This is a genomic window from Nonomuraea sp. NPDC048826, from assembly GCF_043198225.1.
In the GTDB taxonomy this organism is placed as follows: Bacteria; Actinomycetota; Actinomycetes; order Streptosporangiales; family Streptosporangiaceae; genus Nonomuraea.
Genome location: NZ_JBICUQ010000007.1, coordinates 37,941 through 57,115 on the forward strand (window position 1 = coordinate 37,941; position 19,175 = coordinate 57,115).

17 protein-coding genes are annotated in these 19,175 nt (G+C 71.5%); 7 read left to right on the plus strand and 10 right to left on the minus strand.

Going from position 1 to position 19,175, the window contains the following annotated elements; all coding sequences use genetic code 11:
• Nucleotides 1-14: 14 nt before the first annotated feature.
• Together rpoB and ACGFI7_RS25030 are read right to left on the minus strand one after the other, a co-directional pair.
• Entirely contained in the window at nt 15-3,470 is a 3,456-nt protein-coding gene (gene rpoB, locus ACGFI7_RS25025; protein ID WP_393408734.1) for a DNA-directed RNA polymerase subunit beta, read from the minus strand.
• A gap of 219 nt (nt 3,471-3,689) precedes the next feature.
• Nucleotides 3,690-4,340 carry an HAD family hydrolase gene (locus ACGFI7_RS25030; protein ID WP_393408736.1) on the minus strand — a complete coding sequence of 217 codons (651 nt, stop codon included), beginning with the start codon at nt 4,338-4,340 and terminating at the stop codon, nt 3,690-3,692.
• 109 nt (nt 4,341-4,449) lie between these two features.
• On the opposite strand from ACGFI7_RS25030, the gene ACGFI7_RS25035 reads away from it, so the two are divergent.
• The 4 genes from ACGFI7_RS25035 to ACGFI7_RS25050 all read left to right on the plus strand — a co-directional run bounded on the left by ACGFI7_RS25035 (nt 4,450) and on the right by ACGFI7_RS25050 (nt 8,980).
• On the plus strand, nt 4,450-5,820 hold the full coding sequence (locus tag ACGFI7_RS25035) for a PLP-dependent aminotransferase family protein (protein WP_393408738.1): 1,371 nt from the start codon (nt 4,450-4,452) through the stop codon (nt 5,818-5,820).
• Between the two features lie 90 nt (nt 5,821-5,910).
• Nucleotides 5,911-6,438, plus strand: a complete 528-nt coding sequence (locus ACGFI7_RS25040) for a PadR family transcriptional regulator (RefSeq protein ID WP_393408740.1) — start codon at nt 5,911-5,913, stop codon at nt 6,436-6,438.
• The gene (locus tag ACGFI7_RS25045; protein ID WP_393408743.1) at nt 6,435-7,178 is read left to right on the plus strand and encodes an ABC transporter ATP-binding protein; all 744 of its coding nucleotides are present in this window, start codon (nt 6,435-6,437) and stop codon (nt 7,176-7,178) included. The genes ACGFI7_RS25040 and ACGFI7_RS25045 overlap by 4 nt, the downstream gene beginning before the upstream one ends.
• 2 nt (nt 7,179-7,180) lie before the next feature.
• Entirely contained in the window at nt 7,181-8,980 is a 1,800-nt protein-coding gene (locus ACGFI7_RS25050) for an ABC transporter permease (protein ID WP_393408746.1), read from the plus strand.
• On the opposite strand, the gene ACGFI7_RS25055 is transcribed toward ACGFI7_RS25050, so the two are convergent.
• Nucleotides 8,977-9,735: an MBL fold metallo-hydrolase gene (locus tag ACGFI7_RS25055; protein ID WP_393408748.1), complete on the minus strand. Its 759-nt coding sequence runs from the start codon at nt 9,733-9,735 to the stop codon at nt 8,977-8,979. The two genes, ACGFI7_RS25050 and ACGFI7_RS25055, sit on opposite strands and share 4 nt — an antisense overlap.
• 17 nt (nt 9,736-9,752) lie before the next feature.
• Nucleotides 9,753-10,631 (minus strand): LysR family transcriptional regulator, encoded by an 879-nt coding sequence (locus ACGFI7_RS25060; protein WP_393408751.1) that lies wholly within the window; start codon nt 10,629-10,631, stop codon nt 9,753-9,755.
• Between the two features lie 80 nt (nt 10,632-10,711).
• Here ACGFI7_RS25060 and ACGFI7_RS25065 point away from each other — a divergent pair, with 80 nt between their 5' ends.
• Together ACGFI7_RS25065 and ACGFI7_RS25070 are read left to right on the plus strand one after the other, a co-directional pair.
• A complete protein-coding gene (locus tag ACGFI7_RS25065; protein ID WP_393408753.1) occupies nt 10,712-11,953 on the plus strand; it encodes an MFS transporter in 1,242 nt (413 codons plus the stop codon).
• Between the two features lie 33 nt (nt 11,954-11,986).
• Complete coding sequence (locus tag ACGFI7_RS25070) at nt 11,987-12,865, plus strand: SDR family oxidoreductase (protein ID WP_393408755.1); 879 nt, start codon at nt 11,987-11,989, stop codon at nt 12,863-12,865.
• On the opposite strand, the gene ACGFI7_RS25075 is transcribed toward ACGFI7_RS25070, so the two are convergent.
• From ACGFI7_RS25075 to ACGFI7_RS25095, 5 genes are read right to left on the minus strand one after another with little or no spacing between them, the layout of a single operon-like run.
• Nucleotides 12,849-14,018 (minus strand): alpha/beta hydrolase family protein, encoded by a 1,170-nt coding sequence (locus ACGFI7_RS25075; RefSeq protein WP_393408757.1) that lies wholly within the window; start codon nt 14,016-14,018, stop codon nt 12,849-12,851. The genes ACGFI7_RS25070 and ACGFI7_RS25075 overlap by 17 nt on opposite strands.
• Nucleotides 14,019-14,030: 12 nt before the next feature.
• Nucleotides 14,031-15,461: a S41 family peptidase gene (locus tag ACGFI7_RS25080; protein WP_393408759.1), complete on the minus strand. Its 1,431-nt coding sequence runs from the start codon at nt 15,459-15,461 to the stop codon at nt 14,031-14,033.
• A complete protein-coding gene (locus ACGFI7_RS25085) occupies nt 15,458-16,501 on the minus strand; it encodes an ABC transporter permease (protein ID WP_393408762.1) in 1,044 nt (347 codons plus the stop codon). The genes ACGFI7_RS25080 and ACGFI7_RS25085 overlap by 4 nt, the downstream gene beginning before the upstream one ends.
• Complete coding sequence (locus tag ACGFI7_RS25090; RefSeq protein ID WP_393408764.1) at nt 16,498-17,388, minus strand: ATP-binding cassette domain-containing protein; 891 nt, start codon at nt 17,386-17,388, stop codon at nt 16,498-16,500. The genes ACGFI7_RS25085 and ACGFI7_RS25090 overlap by 4 nt, the downstream gene beginning before the upstream one ends.
• Nucleotides 17,385-17,789 (minus strand): GntR family transcriptional regulator, encoded by a 405-nt coding sequence (locus tag ACGFI7_RS25095; RefSeq protein WP_393408766.1) that lies wholly within the window; start codon nt 17,787-17,789, stop codon nt 17,385-17,387. The genes ACGFI7_RS25090 and ACGFI7_RS25095 overlap by 4 nt, the downstream gene beginning before the upstream one ends.
• Nucleotides 17,790-17,902: 113 nt before the next feature.
• Between ACGFI7_RS25095 and ACGFI7_RS25100 the strand changes: the two genes are divergently transcribed.
• A complete protein-coding gene (locus ACGFI7_RS25100; RefSeq protein WP_393408769.1) occupies nt 17,903-18,415 on the plus strand; it encodes a GNAT family N-acetyltransferase in 513 nt (170 codons plus the stop codon).
• An 84-nt stretch (nt 18,416-18,499) separates the two neighbouring features.
• Here the strand turns inward: ACGFI7_RS25100 and ACGFI7_RS25105 are convergent, their stop codons facing one another.
• On the minus strand, nt 18,500-19,075 hold the full coding sequence (locus ACGFI7_RS25105) for a dihydrofolate reductase family protein (RefSeq protein ID WP_393408772.1): 576 nt from the start codon (nt 19,073-19,075) through the stop codon (nt 18,500-18,502).
• Nucleotides 19,076-19,175: the final 100 nt, after the last annotated feature.

Here is a 19,175-nt window from a genome sequence, read left to right on the forward strand (position 1 = left end):
ACCCGGCCGGGGCGTCAGACCTCTTCGACGCTGCTCGGCTCACGCCGGGACAGGTCGATGCCCAGTTCCTCCGCGGCGCGGAAGACGTCCTCGTCGGAGTCGCGCATCTCGATCGACATGCCGTCGCTGGACAGCACCTCGACGTTGAGGCAGAGCGACTGCATCTCCTTGATGAGGACCTTGAAGGACTCCGGGATGCCGGGCTCGGGGATGTTCTCGCCCTTGACGATGGCCTCGTAGACCTTCACCCGCCCGATGACGTCGTCGGACTTGATGGTGAGCTGTTCCTGCAGGGCGTAGGCGGCGCCGTAGGCCTCCAGCGCCCACACCTCCATCTCGCCGAAGCGCTGGCCGCCGAACTGCGCCTTACCGCCGAGCGGCTGCTGGGTGATCATGGAGTACGGGCCGGTCGAGCGGGCGTGGATCTTGTCGTCGACCAGGTGGTGCAGCTTGAGGATGTAGATGTAGCCGACGGCGATGGGGTAGGGGAACGGCTCGCCGCTGCGCCCGTCGAACAGCCGGGCCTTCCCGCTGCGCTCGACCAGCCGGTCGCCGTCGCGGTTCGGGATGGTGCTGTCGAGCAGGCCGATGATCTCCTCTTCGGTCGCTCCGTCGAAGACCGGGGTGGCGACGTTCGTCCAGGGCTCCACCCGTTCGAAGCCCTTCTCGTGCAGCCGCTCGGCCCACGCCTCCTCGATGCCGGAGATGTCCCAGCCGCGGGCGGCGATCCACCCCAGATGGGTCTCCAGCACCTGGCCGACGTTCATCCGGCCGGGCACGCCCAGCGGGTTGAGGATGATGTCGACCGGCGTGCCGTCCTCCAGGAACGGCATGTCCTCCACCGGCAGGATCTTGGAGATGACACCCTTGTTGCCGTGCCGGCCGGCCAGCTTGTCACCGTCGGTGATCTTACGCTTCTGCGCCACGTACACGCGCACCAGCTCGTTGACCCCCGGCGGCAGCTCGTCGCCCTCCTCACGGGAGAACACCCGCACGCCGATGACCTTGCCCTGCTCACCGTGCGGCACCTTCAGCGAGGTGTCACGGACCTCCCGGGCCTTCTCCCCGAAGATCGCCCGCAGCAGCCGCTCCTCCGGCGTCAGCTCGGTCTCGCCCTTCGGGGTGACCTTGCCGACCAGGATGTCGCCGGGCACCACCTCGGCGCCGATCCGGATGATGCCGCGCTCGTCGAGATCGGCCAGCACCTCCTCCGACACGTTCGGGATGTCCCGGGTGATCTCCTCCGGGCCCAGCTTGGTGTCACGGGCGTCGACCTCGTGCTCCTCGATGTGGATCGAGGACAGCACGTCGTCCTGCACCAGCCGCTGCGACAGGACGATGGCGTCTTCGTAGTTGTGACCCTCCCACGGCATGAACGCCACCAGGAGGTTCTTGCCCAGCGCCATCTCGCCGGAGTCGGTGCTGGGCCCGTCGGCGATGACCTGACCGGACTCCACGCGGTCGCCTTCGGCCACGATCGGCTTCTGGTTGAACGAGGTGCCGTGGTTGGAGCGCTTGAACTTGGCCACCCGGTAGGTGGTGCGGGTGGCGTCGTCGTTGGCCACGGTGATGTAGTCGGCGGAGACCTCCTCCACCACCCCGGCCTTCTCGGTGATGACCATGTCGCCCGGGTCGGTCGCGGCACGGTACTCCATGCCGGTGCCGACCAGCGGCGCCTCGCTCTTGAGCAGCGGCACCGACTGGCGCATCATGTTGGCCCCCATGAGCGCGCGGTTGGCGTCGTCGTGCTCCAGGAACGGGATCATCGCGGTGGCCACCGACACCATCTGGCGCGGCGACACGTCCATGTAGTGCACCTCGTCGGAGCGCACGTACTCGAACTCGCCGCCCTTGGTGCGGACCAGCACCCGGGACTCGGCGAAGGAGCCGTCAGGCGACAGCGGCGAGTTCGCCTGGGCGATCACGTACCGATCCTCGACGTCGGCGGTCAGGTAGTCGATCTGCTCGGTCACCCGGCCGTCGACGACCTTGCGGTAGGGCGTCTCGATGAAGCCGAACGCGTTGAGCCTGGCGAAGCAGGCGAGGTAGCCGATGAGGCCGATGTTGGGGCCTTCAGGGGTCTCGATCGGGCACATCCGGCCGTAGTGGGACGGGTGCACGTCGCGGACCTCCATGCCCGCCCGCTCACGGGACAGGCCGCCGGGGCCGAGCGCGTTCAGCCGCCGCTTGTGTGTCAGGCCGGCCAGCGGGTTGGTCTGGTCCATGAACTGCGACAGCTGGGAGGTGCCGAAGAACTCCTTGATCGACGCCACCACCGGGCGGATGTTGATCAGGGTCTGCGGCGTGATCGCCTCGACGTCCTGCGTGGTCATGCGCTCGCGGACGACGCGCTCCATGCGGGCCAGGCCCAGGCGGACCTGGTTCTGGATGAGCTCGCCGACGTTGCGGATGCGGCGGTTGCCGAAGTGGTCGATGTCGTCGACCTCCACGACGGCCTCGCCCATCGTGGTCTCGCCGGCGTGCAGCCGCACGAGATATTCGATCATCGCGACGATGTCTTCTTCGGTCAGCGTGCCCTGGGTGATGTCGGCGGCCACGCCGAGCTTCTTGTTGATCTTGTAGCGGCCGACCTTGGCCAGGTCATACCGCTTGGGGTTGAAGTACAGGTTCTCCAGCAGGGTCTGCGCCGACTCCTTGGTCGGCGGCTCACCCGGCCGCAGCTTGCGGTAGATGTCGAGCAGGGCGTCGTCCTGACCGGCGGTGTGATCCTTCTCCAGCGTGGCCCGCATCGACTCGTACCGGCCGAACCGCTCCAGAATCTGCTCGCTGGTCCAGCCCAGCGCCTTGAGCAGCACGGTCACGGCCTGCTTGCGCTTGCGGTCGACGCGCACACCGACGCTGTCGCGCTTGTCGATCTCGAACTCCAGCCAGGCGCCCCGCGAGGGGATCACCTTGCAGCCGAACAGATCCTTGTCGGAGGTCTTGTCGACACTGCGGTCGAAGTACACCCCCGGCGAACGCACCAGCTGCGAGACCACGACCCGCTCGGTGCCGTTGATGATGAACGTGCCCTTCGGCGTCATGAGCGGGAAATCGCCCATGAACACCGTCTGGCTCTTGATCTCACCGGTCGTGTTATTGATGAACTCCGCCGTCACGAACATCGAGGCGGAGAAGGTCATGTCCTTGTCCTTGCACTCATCGACCGAGTGCTTGGGCGGCTCGAACCGGTGATCGCGGAACGACAAGGACATGGTCCCCGAGAAGTCCTCGATCGGACTGATCTCTTCGAAGATCTCTTCGAGACCCGACTGGGTCGGGACGTCCTTGCGCCCGGCCTGGCGAGCCGCCTCGACCCGGGCCTTCCACTTCTCGTTGCCCAGCAACCAGTCGAACGACTCGGTCTGCAGGGCGAGAAGGTCAGGAACTTCGAGCGGCTCCTGGATACGCGAAAAAGAGACGCGACGGGGACCGGCGGATAGGGCGGAGGCGTTGCGCGAGGCTGCCAACAGATGTCCTTCCGGAAGACACGGAATGGAATCGACTGCGCGCATGCCAAACGCCCCGACCGAAATCGGGGCATTGCGAAGCAGCGCGGGCGAGCAGCATAACGCAAATGGAAACGAGTGTCCACGCGTACTATAACCGTCAACCTCGGGGCCGCCTTCAGCATCCCATAGGGACCTGCACTCGTCAATTCCATTTCCACGAAAAGCCGGGAACGGGGTTCAGCCGTCGAGGTGGTCGAGGATCTCGGTCAGGTCCGTGACGAGGGACGTGGCCCCGGTGAGCCGGTGCGCCGGGGTCAGGGCGGCGTAGCCGAGAACGGGCATGCCGGCGGCGTTCGCCGCGCGGACGCCGTTGGGGCTGTCCTCGACGACCAGGCAGTCACGCGGGTCGCTGCCGAACGAGGCCGCGGCATGGAGGAAGAGATCAGGGGCGGGCTTGCCGACGCCGCCGACGTCCTGGGCGCTGAAGACCACCTCGGGCGGCAGCAGGGGACGCAGGCCCGTCCGGTCGAGGGTGAGGTCGATCCAGGCATGGTCGGAGGAGGACGCCACGCAGTAGGGGACGCCGCGCCCGCGCAGCTCGGTCAGGACGGCGGCGGCTCCCTGGACGGCGGTCAGTCCTCGCCTGAAGGCGGCGAACACCCGCTCGTGGCAGCGTGCGGTGAAGTCGTCGGGGAGCGTGCCGCCGTACCTGTCGGCGACGACCGTGTGGACGGTGCGAGCGGCGTTGCCGAGGAAGTGCCGGTACGACTCCTCCAGGGTGAAGGGGAAGCCCAATTCGGTGAGGTACTCGGACAGCACCCGGTGCGCGGTGGGCTCGCTGTCGACGAGGACGCCGTCGTTGTCGAAGATGATCAGCTTGGGTGTCATGGGTTCTCCGTTGCGCTGGGGCGGTCCGAGGGCACCCGACGACAATAAGGACCCGATTGGGCCGAAGGTAAGATCCACTTCAATGGCGGATGAATGGCCCAATCCGGGCATGGATCTGCATCTGGACCTGGACGTCACGGAGGGCCGGCGGACCGGGCTGGAGCGGGCGCTGCGGGAGGCGGTGCGGTCGGGACGCCTGCCGACCGGGACACGGCTGCCGGCGACCCGCAGGCTCGCGGCGGACCTGGGGCTGGCGCGGGGCACGGTGCGGGCGGCCTACGACCAGCTGATCGCCGAGGGATACCTGACCGCGCGGCAGGGTTCGGGCACCGTGGTGGCGCTGCGACCGCAGGCCGCGCCGGCTCCCTCCGCGACACCGGCGGCGGAGCAGCCGCGGCACGATCTGCGGCCGGGGAGGGCGGACGCGTCGGCGTTCCCGGTGGCGGCGTGGCTGGAGTCGGCGCGGCGCGCCCTCGGATCGGCTCCGGCCGACGCCTTCGGCTACGGAGACCCGCGGGGCCGCCCGGAGCTGCGGGCCGCGCTCGCCGGATACCTGGGACGGGCCCGGGGCGTGTCGGCCCACCCGGACGAGGTGGTGATCACCAACGGTTACCTCCAGGGCCTGACGCTCCTCGCCACCGTCGTCGGCGGGACCTTCGCGATGGAGGACCCCGGTGTCCCGATGCACCGCGAGGCGGTCCGCCGCACCGGCGCCCGGGTGATGCCGCTCCCGGTCGACGACCTCGGCGCCCGTACCGACCTTCTCGGCGACCTGGGCGCGGACGCGGTGGAGGTCACCCCGGCCCATCAGTACCCGACCGGCCGGACCCTCCACCCCGATCGGCGGCGCGCCCTGCTCGACTGGGCGCGCTCGTCCGGCGGCCTGATCGTCGAGAACGACTACGACGCCGAGTTCCGCTACGACCGCAAGCCTGTCAGCGCGCTGCAGGGCGTCGCCCCCGACCGCGTCGCCTACCTGGGCACGACCTCCAAGACGCTCGGCCCGGCGCTGCGGATCGGCTGGATGGTCCTGCCGCCCTGGCTGATCGCCCCGGTCGCCGACGCCCGCCTGCACACCGACCACCACACCGAACACCTCGGCCAGCTGACCCTGAGCGACCTGATCGACCGCCACGGCTACGACCGCCACATCCGCGCCTCCCGCCGGCGCTACCTGCGCCGCCGCGACCAGCTCCGCCGTCACCTCGCCGGGTTCCCGATCGCGCTGACGGGCATCGCCGCCGGTCTGCACGCCCTGGCGCTCCTGCCGCCGGACGGCCCCGCCGAGTCCGACATCCGCGACGCCGCGCGGGCTCACGGACTCGCCGTCGGCTACCTGTCGGAGGGCAGCGAGGTGCCCTCCACCCGTCAGGGCGTCATCATCGGCTACGGCCGTCCGCCCGACCACGCCTACACCCCGGCCCTGGACGCCCTCACCGCGACCTTCGCCACCTGTTTCGGCCGGTCAGGGCAGGTCTGAACCGTCCCTGCGCGGAAGCAGAGAGACTGCGCCGCCTCATAAGGTCTAACCGTTAGCTATAGTGGCTAACGGTTAGAGGGAGGTGGCCCATTGCACCAGGAAGTGCTGCTGGCGATGCTGGCGAAGGAGCCTTCGCACGGCTATCAGCTGCGCGCGAGACTGCGCGACGCGCTCGGTCCGCTCGGCGACGCGATGAACGCCGGCCATGTCTACGTCACGCTGACCAGACTGGAGAAGGCCGGTCTGCTGGCGGTCGAGAAGTCGGCCGACGAGGCCGACCGGTCGGATCGGAAGGTGTACGCGCTCACGCCCCAGGGCCGGGAGCGAGTCGCCGAGTGGCTCGCCGAGGTGAGCTGGCCGAAACCCGACCTCGCCGAGTTCCATCTCAAACTGATCGCCGCCGCGTCGGCCGGGCTCGCCGACCCGCTCACCATCGTCGACACCCAGCGCCGCGAGCTGCTGCGCCGGCTGCGTGACGCCCAGCGCGCCGCCATGGCCGAGCCGGACCACTCGGACGCGGCGCTGCTGCTGGAGGGAATCGTGCTCCGGCTGCAGGCGGACCTGCGCTGGCTTGAGGCATGTGAGCGGAACTGGACCCATCTGAGGAGTGGATCGTGAGCGATGTGGAGAAGCCCGTGCTTCGAGCCAGTGGATTGAGCAAGCACTACGGCAAGGGCGAGGGGCTGGTGCGCGCCGTCGACGGCGTCGATCTCGAGATCGGCGCAGGTGAGACGGTGGCGATCATGGGCCCCAGCGGCTGCGGGAAGTCCACGCTCTTACACCTGCTCGGAGGCCTGGACCGGCCCTCGGCCGGAGAGGTGTCGCTGAACGGCCGCCGCATCGACGACATCGGCGAGAAGGCCCTGGCCCGGATGCGACGGACCGACATCAGCTTCGTGTTCCAGTCCTTTCACCTGATGGAGGAGCTCACCGCGGTGGAGAACGTCGAGCTGTCGGCGTTGCTGGCCGGGCGCTCACCGCGGGTCGCCAGACGGCGTGCGGAGGAGCTGCTGGAACAGGTCGGGCTGGCCGGCCGGGCGCGGTTCCTGCCCTCCGCGCTCTCCGGCGGGCAGCGGCAGCGGGTCGCGGTCGCCCGCGCGCTGAGCAACGAACCGAAGGTCGTCCTGGCCGACGAACCGACCGGGAATCTCGACAGCGCCGCCACCCTGGACGTCCTTCAGCTCTTCGACGACCTGCACCGGTCCGGGCAGACGCTGGTCATCGTCACCCACGACCCCCGGATCGCGGCGACCGCGGACCGGATGTTCTCGATGCGCGACGGCGCCCTGGTGGACGAGACCAGGCTGACGGGCGGCACCACCGGCAAGCTCGGCGCCCTGATCGGCCTGGAGGACTGACGATGATCGGACGCCTTCTGCTCGTGTGCCGCCTGGCGGTGCGTGACCTGCGGCGACGCCGTACCGAGACCGTGTTGCTGCTGCTCGCCGTCATGGCCGCCACGACGACGTTGACGCTCGGGCTCGTCCTGCGCGACACGGCCGGCGACCCCTACCGGAGCACCCGGGAGGCGACCGACGGGCCCGATGTGGTCGCCGGCGCCGGTGACCCCGCCCTCCTGACCGACCTGCAGAAACTGGCCGGTGTCGCCGGCCACGGCGGGCCCTATCCGGTCGCCGCGGCGCGACTCCGGGCATCGGACGGGACCTCGGACGTCCAGGCCGTCGGACGGGAGGCCGCGATGGCCTCGGTCGACCAGCCCCGGCTCACCCGGGGAAGCTGGGTACGCGACGGCGGCGTGGTGGCCGAGGCCGCCTTCGCCACCGCGCTCGGACTCCGCGTCGGCGATCCGGTGACCCTGAACGGCCGGTCGTTCGAGGTCGTCGGCGTGGCGGTCACCGCCGCCATGGCGCCCTACCCCAGCGGAACCTGCCTTGTCGCCCAGGGATGCGTCCATGGAGCCAGGTCGGCCGGCACGCCCGAGGGGCTCCTGCAGAACCCCGGACTGGTCTGGCTCACCCAGGCGGATGCGCGCAGCCTCGATCCGGACAACCTGACGTACGTGACGAACCTGAAACTGGCCGACCCGGATCAGGCCCAGGCGTTCGTCGACGCCCATCAGAACGGCCGGACACTCCTGCAGTCCTGGGAGACCGTCCTCGCCGACGCCACCGAACTGGCCCAGGACTCGCAGATCCTGCTGATGATCGGCGCGTGGCTGCTCGGGCTGCTCTCCGTGGCCAGTCTCTCCGTGCTGGTCGGAGGCCGCATCGCCGACCAGCACAGACGTGTCGGCCTCCTCAAGGCCGTCGGCGGAACCCCCGGCTTCGTCGCCGCGGTCCTGCTCGCGCAGTACGTCCTCGTCGCCGTGCTCGCCACCGCCGCCGGACTGACCGTCGGAACGCTGACCGCGCCGCTGCTCACCGAGTCGAGCGCCGGTCTCGTCGGCGCCGCGGGCCCACGGCCGGTGACCCTGTCCACCATCGGTCTGGTGACCGCGGTCGCGCTGGGAGTCGCGGTGACCGCGACCATCGTCCCCACCGTGCGAGCCGCCCGTGCCAGCACGGTCACCGCGCTGGCCGACTCGCCACGCCCGCCCCGCCGCGTCGGCTGGCTGATCGCGCTCTCGGCCCGGCTGCCCACTCCGCTGCTGCTCGCCTTCCGGGTCGCCGCCCGCCGCCCGCGCCGGGTCGTGCTGGCCGTGGTCAGCATCGCGATCACGGTCAGCGGGGTCTACGTCCTCCTGGTGCTCGACGCCTTCCTCGCCGACCAGCCACTCGTCGGCGGCTACGGCGACGTCCAGGTGGAGGTGCTCCGCCGCGTGCTCCTCACCTGGACGGTCCTGCTGCTCGCGCTGGCGGCGATCAACGCCGTCGTCATCACCTGGGCGACGGTGCTCGACAACCGGCACGCGTCGGCTCTGACCCGGGCACTCGGCGCGAGCCCGGGTGAGGTGAGCACGGCCATGGCGGCCGCGCAGGTGCTGCCCGCGCTCGCCGGCGCCGTCCTGGGCGTCTTCCCGGGAGGGCTCGCGCTGTTCGCCGCCATCAACGCGATCACCGGCGGCGACAGCGGCAGAGCCACGCTCCCCGCCTCCTGGCACCTGCTCGTCCTGGTGCTCGCCACCGTGCTCGTGGTGGCGATGCTGACCGCGGTGCCGGCCCGCCTCGGCGCCCGCCGGCCGGTGGCCGAGACCCTCTAGTCAGCGGCGCCACTCCGCCCGAGCGGGATCGTGAGCCCTTCCTCGGCCGCCACCACCTCACCGCCGAACTCCTTCCGTGCGGCGGCCACGGCGGCGGCCCGGTCGTTGCCCGGCCAGAAGTGGGTGAGCATCAACCGGCGCGCGCCCGCGCGGCCGGCCCAGTGACCGGCCTCCGCTGAGGTGAGCAGATTGCGGGTGGGACGTCCGGTCTCGCCCTCGCGGTCGGTGGCCTCGACGACGAACAGGTCGGCGTCGCGCCCGAGCTCGGCGAGCAGGGGAGTCGGGCCGGTGTCGCCGGTGTAGGCGAGGACGATCCCGTCGGCCTCCAGGCGGACGCCGGCGGCGGGCACGTAATGCGGCAGCGGCAGCCCGGTGAGGGCGAACGGCCCCACCCGGTGGCTGCCCGGCAGCGGACGCATGTCGAAGACCGCGTGGAGGTCGGCGTCGGGCTCCAGCCCGCCGATCCGGTCGAGCACGCCCGGCGGGCAGTACAACGGCAGCCGGGGGCCGCCGGGGTCGCCGTAGTAGCGCATCCGGAACAACCCGTGCAGGTCGACGCAGTGGTCGGGGTGTTCGTGGGTGACGACGACGGCGTCCACCGCGCCGTCCGGCCAGTGCGCGAGCAGCCGGGGCAGCGTGGCGTAGCCCAGGTCGAGCAGCAGTCGGTAGCCGTCCCACTCGACCGCGAACCCGCTGCAGGCCCGGCCAGGCTCGGGGAACGCGCCGCAACTGCCGAGAACGGTCACCTGTCTCATCCGTACAGGATGTCAGTTCAGGGACCGACCGAGATGCCGATCATGGACAGGAACGCCGCGGCGGCGGGGGAGGGCCGCAGACGGCTCCAGATGAGGTGCTCCAGGCGGGCCGGGGCGTCGCTGAGCCGGACCACGGGCAGGTCGGGGAAGACCGGCGCGAACGACTCGGGCAGCATCCCGATCCCCAGGTCCTGCCGGATCAGGCGGGCCATGAAGTCGGGGGTCGACACCTCGAAGGCGACCTCACGCCGCACCCCGGCCGCCGCGAAGGCCTCGTCCGACTGGATCCGCCCGGCGCTGCCCGCGGGGAAGTCGACGAACGGCTCGTCCGCCAGGTCGCGCAGCATCACGTGGTCGCGGTCGGCCAGTGGATGGCCGGGCGCCACCACGGCGACCAGGTCGCCGCGTGCCAGCTCCCGCCCGTTGACCCCCTTGGGCCGCGCGTCCAGGGGAAGCCCGAGGAAGGCGAGGTCCATGGTGCCCTGCCGGACCCGTTCGATCATCTCCTCGCTCGCGCCGGAGCGCAGGGTGATCCGCACCTCCCGGTGACGCCGGTGGAACCGGCGCAGCGCGACCGGGAGGTCGACCGCCGTGACGGTGGGGATGGCGCCGATCGCTAGCCGGCCCCGGATCTCGCCGGCGGCGGCCGCCACCTCGGCCCGGGCCCGCTCGGCGGCGTCGAGAGCCTGCCGGGCCGCCGGGAGGAACGCCTCGCCGGCCGGGGTCAGCCGGACGCGGCGGCTGGTGCGCTCGAACAGCTTGGCGCCCAGCTCGCGCTCCAGCCGGGCGATCTGGTGACTCAGCGCCGACTGGACGACCAGGCACTGCTCGGCTGCCCGGGTGAAATTGCGCGTCTCCGCGACCGCGACGACGTACCGCATCTGCTGAAGCTCCACCGATCAATCGTGAAGCACGATCGTTGGAATGACAAACATGTGTTGGACTCATTGATCCCCTCTCGCCGATGCTTGACCGCATGACGACGCGAACCCGTGCGAAAGGCGGCCTGTCACAGGGGCTGCTGCTGCTCATGTCGGTGGCGACGGGGCTGGCCGTCGCGGGCAACTACTTCGCCCAGCCGCTGCTCGACCTGATCGGCCGGGAGTTGGGGCTGGGCCCGTCGCAGGCGGCGCTGACGGTGACGGCGGCGCAGGCCGGGTACGCCCTGGGCCTGATCCTGCTGGTGCCGCTCGGCGACCTGATGGAGCGCCGGCGGCTCGCCGTGGCGCTCTACGCCGCCACCGCGCTGTTCCTGCTGGTGTCGGCCGTCGCGCCCGACGGCCGGGTGCTGCTGATCAGCACGGCGCTGACCGGGCTGACCTCGGTCGCCGCGCAGGTGGTGGTCCCGTTCGCGGCGACGCTGGCGGACCCGGCCGAGCGCGGCCGGGTGGTCGGCACCGTGATGACCGGGCTGATGCTCGGCCTGCTGCTGGCCCGTACCGCGTCCGGAGCGCTGTCGGAGCTGGGCGGCTGGCGGACGGTCTACTGGGTGAACGCCGCGCTGATGTTGCTGATGGCCGTGCTGCTGCGGGCGCTCCTGCCCCGGCTCGGCGGCGGCAGCGGACGGCTGTCCTACCTGGCCCTGCTGCGCTCCACGGTGGCGATGTTCCGGTACGAGCCGCTGCTGCGGTGGCGATCGGCCATCGGCGCCCTGAGCCTGGCCTCGTTCAGCGTGCTGTGGACGGCGCTGACCCTCCTGCTGGCAGGCTCGCCCTACGACTGGACGGAGTCGGCCATCGGACTGTTCGGCCTGGTCGGCGTCGCGGGGGCGCTGACCGCCACGGTGGCCGGGCGGCTGGCCGACCGCGGGCACGTCCAGCGGGTGACCGCGGCCGGGACGATCCTGCTGGTGGCGTCCTGGGCGGCCATCGGCGCCGGGGCGCACTCCCTGACGTGGCTGATCATCGGCGTGATCGTGCTGGACCTGGCCCATCAGGCGGTGCTCAACAGCAGCCAGAACGTCATCTACGCGCTCCGCCCCGAGGCGCGCAACCGGATCAACTCCGCCTTCATGACCTCCTTCTTCGTCGGCGGCGCGGTCGGCTCCGCGTTGACGTCGGTGGTCTGGGCGTACGGGGGCTGGTCCGGCGTGTGCGTGCTCGGCGCCGCTCTCTCGGCCGGCACTCTCGCGCTCTGGACGCTGGAGCGCCTCTCCGTGCGGGCGGCCGGGAAGGAGCCCGCACCGCGTCACCCGGAGCCGGCCGCCTCGCTCGACTGAACCCTGTCCCATCACCATCTGAGGAGCACGACCATGTCACGGAACGTACTGATCACCGGAGCCACCGGCACGGTGTCCACCCTGCTGATGGAGGCGCTGCGCGGCACCGACCTGAACCTGCGCGCCCTCGTCCGCGACGAGTCCAGGGCCGCCGCCGTCCGGGAACGGGGGGCCGAGGTCTTCGTCGGCGACCTCGGCGACCCCCGCACGCTGCCCGCCGCGTTCGAGGGGGTGCAGGACGTGTGGCTGCTGCCGCCGAACGGCCCGCGCGCGCCGGAGCACAGCAGCAACGTGCTGTGGGCGGCGCGCCGGGCCGGGGCGGAGCGGGTCGTGCGCCTGTCCGCCGTCGGCTCGGCGCACGACGCGCCGACGCGCAGCGGCAGGCTGCACGCGCTGTCCGACCACGAGATCGAACGCTCCGGCCTGCGCTGGACGATCCTGCGCCCGCACTGGTTCATGCAGAACCTGCTGAACGAGGCCGGCGACATCGCCGGCACCGGCACGTTCGCGCTGAACATCGGCCCGGCCCGGATCGGCATGATCGACGCCCGCGACATCGCCGCGTGCGGCGCCCGGGTGCTGCTCGACGGCCCGGACCGGCACCACGGCCGGACCTACACGCTCACCGGCCCCCGCTCGGTGACGTTCGACGAGGTCGCGGGCGACCTGAGCGCGGCTCTCGGCAGGCCGATCGCGTACCTGCCGGTCAGCGACGACGCCAAGCGCAAGTCGCTGCTCGACGCCGGCGTCCCGGCGTGGATCGCCGACATGCTGGAGGAGTACGCGCAGGCGTACGTCACCGGCTGGGGCGACTTCACCACGGACGCGGTCGCCGAGATCCTCGGCCGTGCACCGCGCGACGTCGCCTCGTTCGCCCGCGACCACGCCGGGGCGTTCACCTCGGGCCGCTGAGCTCGGGGGTGTGGTGCTCGACCTCGGGGTGGCGTGCCGACGGCCCGTCCAGGACGGGCTGTCGCCGCCCCTTGAGATGCAGGTCGAGGAAGGCCGCCACGTACGTCCTGGTGAGCTCCGCGGCGCGGGCCGGCGTTAGCCGCGCATCGGCGGGTTCGATGCCGAGCGCGCCCGCCAGCACCGGGATGTCGGTGAAGGACTGGTGGTCCGCGCCCTTCAGCACGATCCACCGCTTCCACCCGGTCAGCAGCTTCCAGTCGCGATCCCACGTGGTGTCCCGGCCGCCGGGGGCGTGCTCCGGCGAGCCGATGAACATGAACGGCTTGGTGAACCCGCCCTTGGGGATGCGGGCGTAGGTGGTGCCGTCCATGTCGATGCCGGCGCGTACCCGGGGATCCTGGACCATGGCCGCCACCGCGCTCGCCCCGCCGATCGACTGGCCGGCCATCGCGATCCTGGAGCGGTCGATCCGGGCGGCGCCATCCCAGCGGGACGGCAGCTGGTCGAGCACGAAGGAGACGTCGGCCGCCCGGCCCCGGACCACCACCGCGCCGAAGCCCGGGTCGGTGTCGCTGTCGCAGGCGAGACACTCCGCGACCCGGCCGCCGGCCAGCGTCGTGGCGTAGCTCTCGTGGGTGTGGTCGATCCCGGCCACCACGTATCCCCGGCCGGCCAGGTCCTCGGCCAGGGACGTGAGCGTGCTCAGCGGTTTGGTGAAGCCGGGGGACAGCACCACCAGCGGGAGGTTCCGCCCCGTGGGCTCGGCGTCCTGGACGGCGTTGGTGCGGGTCCGGCTCAGGATGTCGGACGGGACGCCGGTGATCCTCGAACCCTTGAGGAACAGCTCCGACTCGCGCGGCGTCATGTACGGCGCGCGTTTCCCGTCACGCCGCTCGGCCGGGTACCACAGGGTGACCTTGAGCTCCCTGGCGTCGGCGTCGAGGTCCCAGGGGTCCGGGCGGGAGGTGTCCTTCAGATGCAGGACGGTGGTGCCGACGGGATGGCCGCCGGAGGGCGCGGGCAGGACGGCCGGGCCGGTGGGCGTCGGCGACGGGGCGGCGGAGCGGGGCGGCACCGGCGCGGAGCAGGCCGACAAGGAGGCTGACGAGGCCAGCACGACCAGGCCCGCGGCGACCGCCAGGAGGTGTCTCATCGAGAGGTCCCTTCACTTCTGCAGCAAGGTCAGGGCCTTGGCCAGCGCGGGGTCGCGCCCGGCGGCCGCGTCCTTCGGGGTCAGGGGCACGTGGTGGTCGGGCGGCACGCCGACCCGGTCGATCACCTCCCGGTCGGGCCCCAGGTGGTGCCTGTTGGGGAAGCTCAGCAGGGTGTTGTCGCTCAGGAGGTACGGCTGCGCGGGCCCGGAGATGACCCCGGCGGTCCTGGTGCCGACCAGCCGGCCGGCGCGCAGGTCCTTGATCGCGGAGCTGAAGTGCTCGCAGGCCGAGGCGCAGCCGCGGTCGGTGAGCACCACCAGCGGCAGCCCGATCAGCTCGACGGTGTCGTCGGTGCGCATGGCCTCGCAGGCGCCGTCGGCCGTGCACTGGTAGGCGGTGACCTTGCCGTGCGCGAACCCGCTCACCAGCCGGGTCGCCTCGACGGGGCTGCCGCCGCCGTTGCCGCGCAGGTCCAGCACGACGCCGGAGAGCGTCCGGCCGGCGCGCAGCCGGGAGATCGCCCTGAAGACCCGGTTCGCGACGTCGGAGCTGAAGCCGCGCACCCGCACGTAGGCGACGTCGCCGGCCAGCAGCTCCGACCGCACCGCCTGCAGGCCGGCCAGGTCCCGCTGGTAGAGGCCGGGCTTGAGCGTCACGCTCCAGCGGCGGCCGGTGCTCTGCCGCAGCAGCCGCAGCCGGACCGGCCCGGCCTCGGGGTAGCCGGGGTAGAGGGCGGCGATCGCCGGGGTGGCCTTCCCTCCGACGAAGGGCGCCGTACCGTTGATCGACTCGATGACGTCGCCGGGGCGCAGCCCGGCGGCCCGCGCCGCGCCGCCCTCCACGGTGGTGACGAACAGCGGCGGCAGGGCGGTGCCCGGGTTGCCTTCGACCTGCGGACCGGCGACGTTCGCCGCCAGGCCCAGACCGTAGCCGTCGCCGTCGTAGCGGTCGGGGTGCCGTTCGAGGCCGTGGGCCCAGCGGGCGTGGTTGTCGCCGAGCGCCGCCACCATGGCCTCCAAGGTCACCACGGCCAGCCGGTCGCGCAGGTCCGGGACCTGGTCGGCAGTCCGGCGGTAGACGGCCTCGAAGGCGACCCAGTCGGCCTTCCTGTCACCGGTCAGCGGCGGCATGGTCGCGTCGGCCAGGTCGCGCCCTTGGCGGTTGAGCTCCTGGGTCAGGGCGACGAACCCGGAGGTCAGCAGCGTGCTGGCGTCCATCGTGGCGCCGCTGTAGTAGTTGCCCAGGATGCAGAAGTACGCCTGCTCGATCACGTCGACGGTGGTGGGCTTCTCCGGCTGGGGGGCGCCCTGGGGCCGCGCGCAGATCGTGCCGGCCGCCGTGTTCTCCTGGCTGCGCGGCGGTGTCGGCGCGGTGCAGGCCGCCGCCAGGAGGAGCGCCAGCCCGGCTGCTCCGATCCTTGGCCCGATCCTGACGGCGGTCATGAAAGGCGTCTCCGGATCCACCAGAAGCAGAGCCCTGTGAGCCCGGCGGTGAGGAGGGCGTAGATCCCGGTCTCGATCCACTGGAACGGCCAGAAGCGGTCGAGGGGCTGGTAGGTGGCCTGCTGCCGGTAGCCGAGCCGGTTGATCTCGGCCAGGCATCCGTCCATGCCGCCGCTCGGCGCGCAGGGGCCCGACGTGGTGGAGATCGTGACGCCGCTCCCCGGGTCGTCGTCGGGGATCGTGCGCCCGGACGGATCGACGAGCCGGCTGGACAGGACCCAGGCGCCGGCATGGCCGGGGACGGCCGGTGACAGCTGGACGTGCACGGTCTGGTTCTCGTCCCGGCTCACGCCGATGCCGTCCACGTTCACCTCGCCGAGCTCGAAGGCCCCCGTGGCGGGGGTCATCAGGTGGGGCCTGACCAGCATCGGCATGGCGAGCTGGACCACGGCGAAGGCGGCCAGGGTGAGGGCCATGGCGGGCAGCACCCTGCGGACGAACATGCCTACGGTCACGCCCAGGACGAAGGCGAAGGCGGCGTACCCCATCGGCGCGATGCCGCGGGCGCCGAACACCAGAGGAGCCATCAGGGCCAGCTCCGGCATGGCCGACTTGTCCAGCGGATCGGACCACCAGGTCACCGCGAGACCGCCCAGACCGGCGGCGGCCACGGCGGCCAGGCCGACGAGCCCGAGCTTGACCGCCAGCCAGCGGCGGCGGGTGATGCTCTGGTTCCACACCAGCAGGTGCGTGCCCGCCTCCAGCTCGCGGGTGATCAGCGGCGCTCCCCAGAAGAGCCCGATCAGGACGGGCAGGAGCATCACGACGAGGGTCAGCGCCTCGAACGGCATCTGGTACTCGTCGAAGAAGCGATCGTAGAAGCGGCCGCAGGACTTGTCCTGCACGCACTCGGCGATGCCGGCGGAGTAGCGGGCGGCCAGATCGGGGCCGGTCAGGGCCAGCACGACGGCGAGGACGACGAGGAAGGCGGCCATCATCAGCGCCGAGCCGCGGAACTGCCGCCAGGTGAGCCAGATCATCGCTGCACCTCCAGCGCGGCCCGCCGGTCGTCGGCGACGCGCTTGTCCATGTAGGCCAGGACGAGGTCCTCCAGGCTGAGCCGGGTGACCGCCCAGGCGGGATCGTGGATCGGTTCGTCGGTACGGATCACGTACGTGCTCTGCCGGTCGGTGTGGCGTGCGGAGACCACCTGCTGGCCGGCGGGCAGCCGGTCAGGGTCGCGGCGCGGGCCGGTGAGCCGGTAGTGGGTGGCCAGCAGCCGTTCGGCCTCGCCCGCCACCTGCACCCGCGAGTCGACCAGCACGATCAGGTAGTCGCAGACCCGTTCCAGGTCGGAGACGAGATGGGAGGAGAGCACCACGCTGAACTCGTGCTCGGCGGTGGCCTCCATCAGTCCCTGCATGAACTCGCGGCGGGCGAGCGGGTCGAGCGAGGCGACCGGCTCGTCCAGGATCAGCAGCTGCGGCCGTTTGGCCAGGCCCACGGTGAGGGCGAGCTGGGCGCGCTGGCCGCCCGACAGCTTGCCCGCCCGCTGGCCGGGGCTGAGGCCGAGGCGCGCGATCCGCTCCCGCGCCAGGGCGTCGTCCCAGCGGGGGTTGAGCCGGGCGCCTAAGCGCAGGTGCTCGGCGACGGTCAGCCCGGCGTAGGCGGGGGTGTCCTGGGCGACGAACCCCACCTTGGCCAGCTGCGCCGGCCCGGCCGCGGGACGGCCGCCCAGCACGGTGATGCCGCCGGCGGACGGTTCGAGCTGGCCGCTGGCCAGCTTCAGCAGCGTGGTCTTGCCCGCCCCGTTCGGGCCCACCAGGCCGACCACGTGCCCGGACGGGACGTCGATGGTGCACTCGCGCAGCGCCCAGCGTTTCCCGTACTTCTTGCCCAGTCCGTGGGCTTGCAGGACAGAGGTCACGCTATGTCCTCCTGTGAGGCGGTCCGAAAGGTGGTCATGAACAGGGCCTCGATGCTCTCGTCGTCGAGGCCGGCCTTGCGGGCCTTGACCAGCCAGCGCCGCAGGTCCTGGCGGAGCGGGCCGTGCGCGGCCAGCGAGGCGCCGGCCAGCGTCCTGGTCACGAACGTGCCGACCCCGGGCCTGGCGGCGACCAGGCCCTCGTGCTCGAGCTCCCGGTAGGCCTTGAGCACCGTGTTGGGGTTGATGGCCAGCCCGGCCACCACGTCCTTGACCGTCGGGAGCTGGTCGCCCTCGTCCAGCAGGCCCAGCCGGAGCGCATGCCTGACCTGCTGGACCAGCTGCAGGTAGGGCGAGACACCGGACCGGCTGTCGAGGTAGAACTCGATCAACGGATTCTCCATTCATCTAGTCTCCTAGTACTTTAGGAGTCTAGATGTTAAGCGGGCATAAGTCACCAGGACCCGACTGCTAGCGTGGAGATCACCGAGGCCCGTCAGGTGAGGAGGAGGCCCCCGTGGCCCGTGGTTGGATCGCCCGTCCCGAGACCGCCGCCGACGTCGCCGAGATCCGCGAGATCAATGTGGCGGCCTTCCCCACCTCGGAGGAGGCCGACCTGGTCGAGGCGCTGCGCGCCGACCCGGAGGCGTGGATCCCCGGCCTCTCCTGGGTCGCCGAGGCGCCCGGCGGCGGCCTGGCCGGGTTCGCGCTGCTCACCCGCTGCCACGTCGACGACGCCGCGGCCCTCGCCCTGGCGCCATGCGCCGTCAGGCCCGAATTCCAGCGACGCGGCGCCGGCGCGGCCGCCATCCGCGCCGCCCTCGACGCCGCCCGGCAGCAGGGGGAGAACCTCGTGCTCGTGCTCGGCCACGCCGACTACTACCCCCGCTTCGGCTTCACCCCGGCCGCACGCCACGGGATCCGGCCGCCGTTCGAGGTCGACGACGCTTACATGATGGCGCTCGCCCTCGACCCCAGCCGTCCGGTGCCGTCCGGCACCATCCGCTACCCGGCCGCCTTCGGCGTCTGATCCCGAGCTGGAACAGTTCCCCCCTGAGCTTGCCCTGGACCTGCACACTCAGCAGACCGGTTGGAGACCTGGGCACATCGCCGGCTACACCGCCGCCGTGACTCGCGTGGGCCGGTACCGCTGGGCGACCGCCCCGGACCGGAACTCACGACGGTCCACGAGCTCGAGCTCGATGCGCTCGCGCAGACCGGCGAGCAACGTCGGCCCGCGTCCGGCAAGGACCGGCTGCACCAGAAACTCGTACTCGTCGATCAGTCCCAGATCCGCCAACGCCAGGGGGAGCGCCACGCCACCCACCCACAGGCCCTCGCCTGACTCCTGCTTGAGCCGCCGAACCGCTTGCCCGAGGTCGCCCCGCACCAGCTCGGCATTCCAGTCGACCGCGCTCAGCGTGCTCGACACGACGTACTTCTTCGCCCGGTCGATGGCCTCGGCGAACGGGATCTGCCACTCGTCCATCCAGTCAGGCCAGGTGCCCGTGGCCGGCTTCCGCCACGCCGACTCCATCATCTCGTAGGTCACCCGGCCGAACAGCAGGGCGTCGGCTCGCTCCATCTCAGCGGCCCAGTAACGCATCGACTCCTCGTCCGGGAGGAGCCCTGCCTCGTGATGGCAGCAGCCGTCGAGCGTGACGTTGATCGAGTATCGAAGGGGTCTCATCCCGTTGCTCTCCCTTGATGCGCGCAGCGCGTTTTCACGGACGTCTACTCAGACGACTGTCGACGCCATTCCTCATCGGCCCCGATCCCACCCGCTCAAC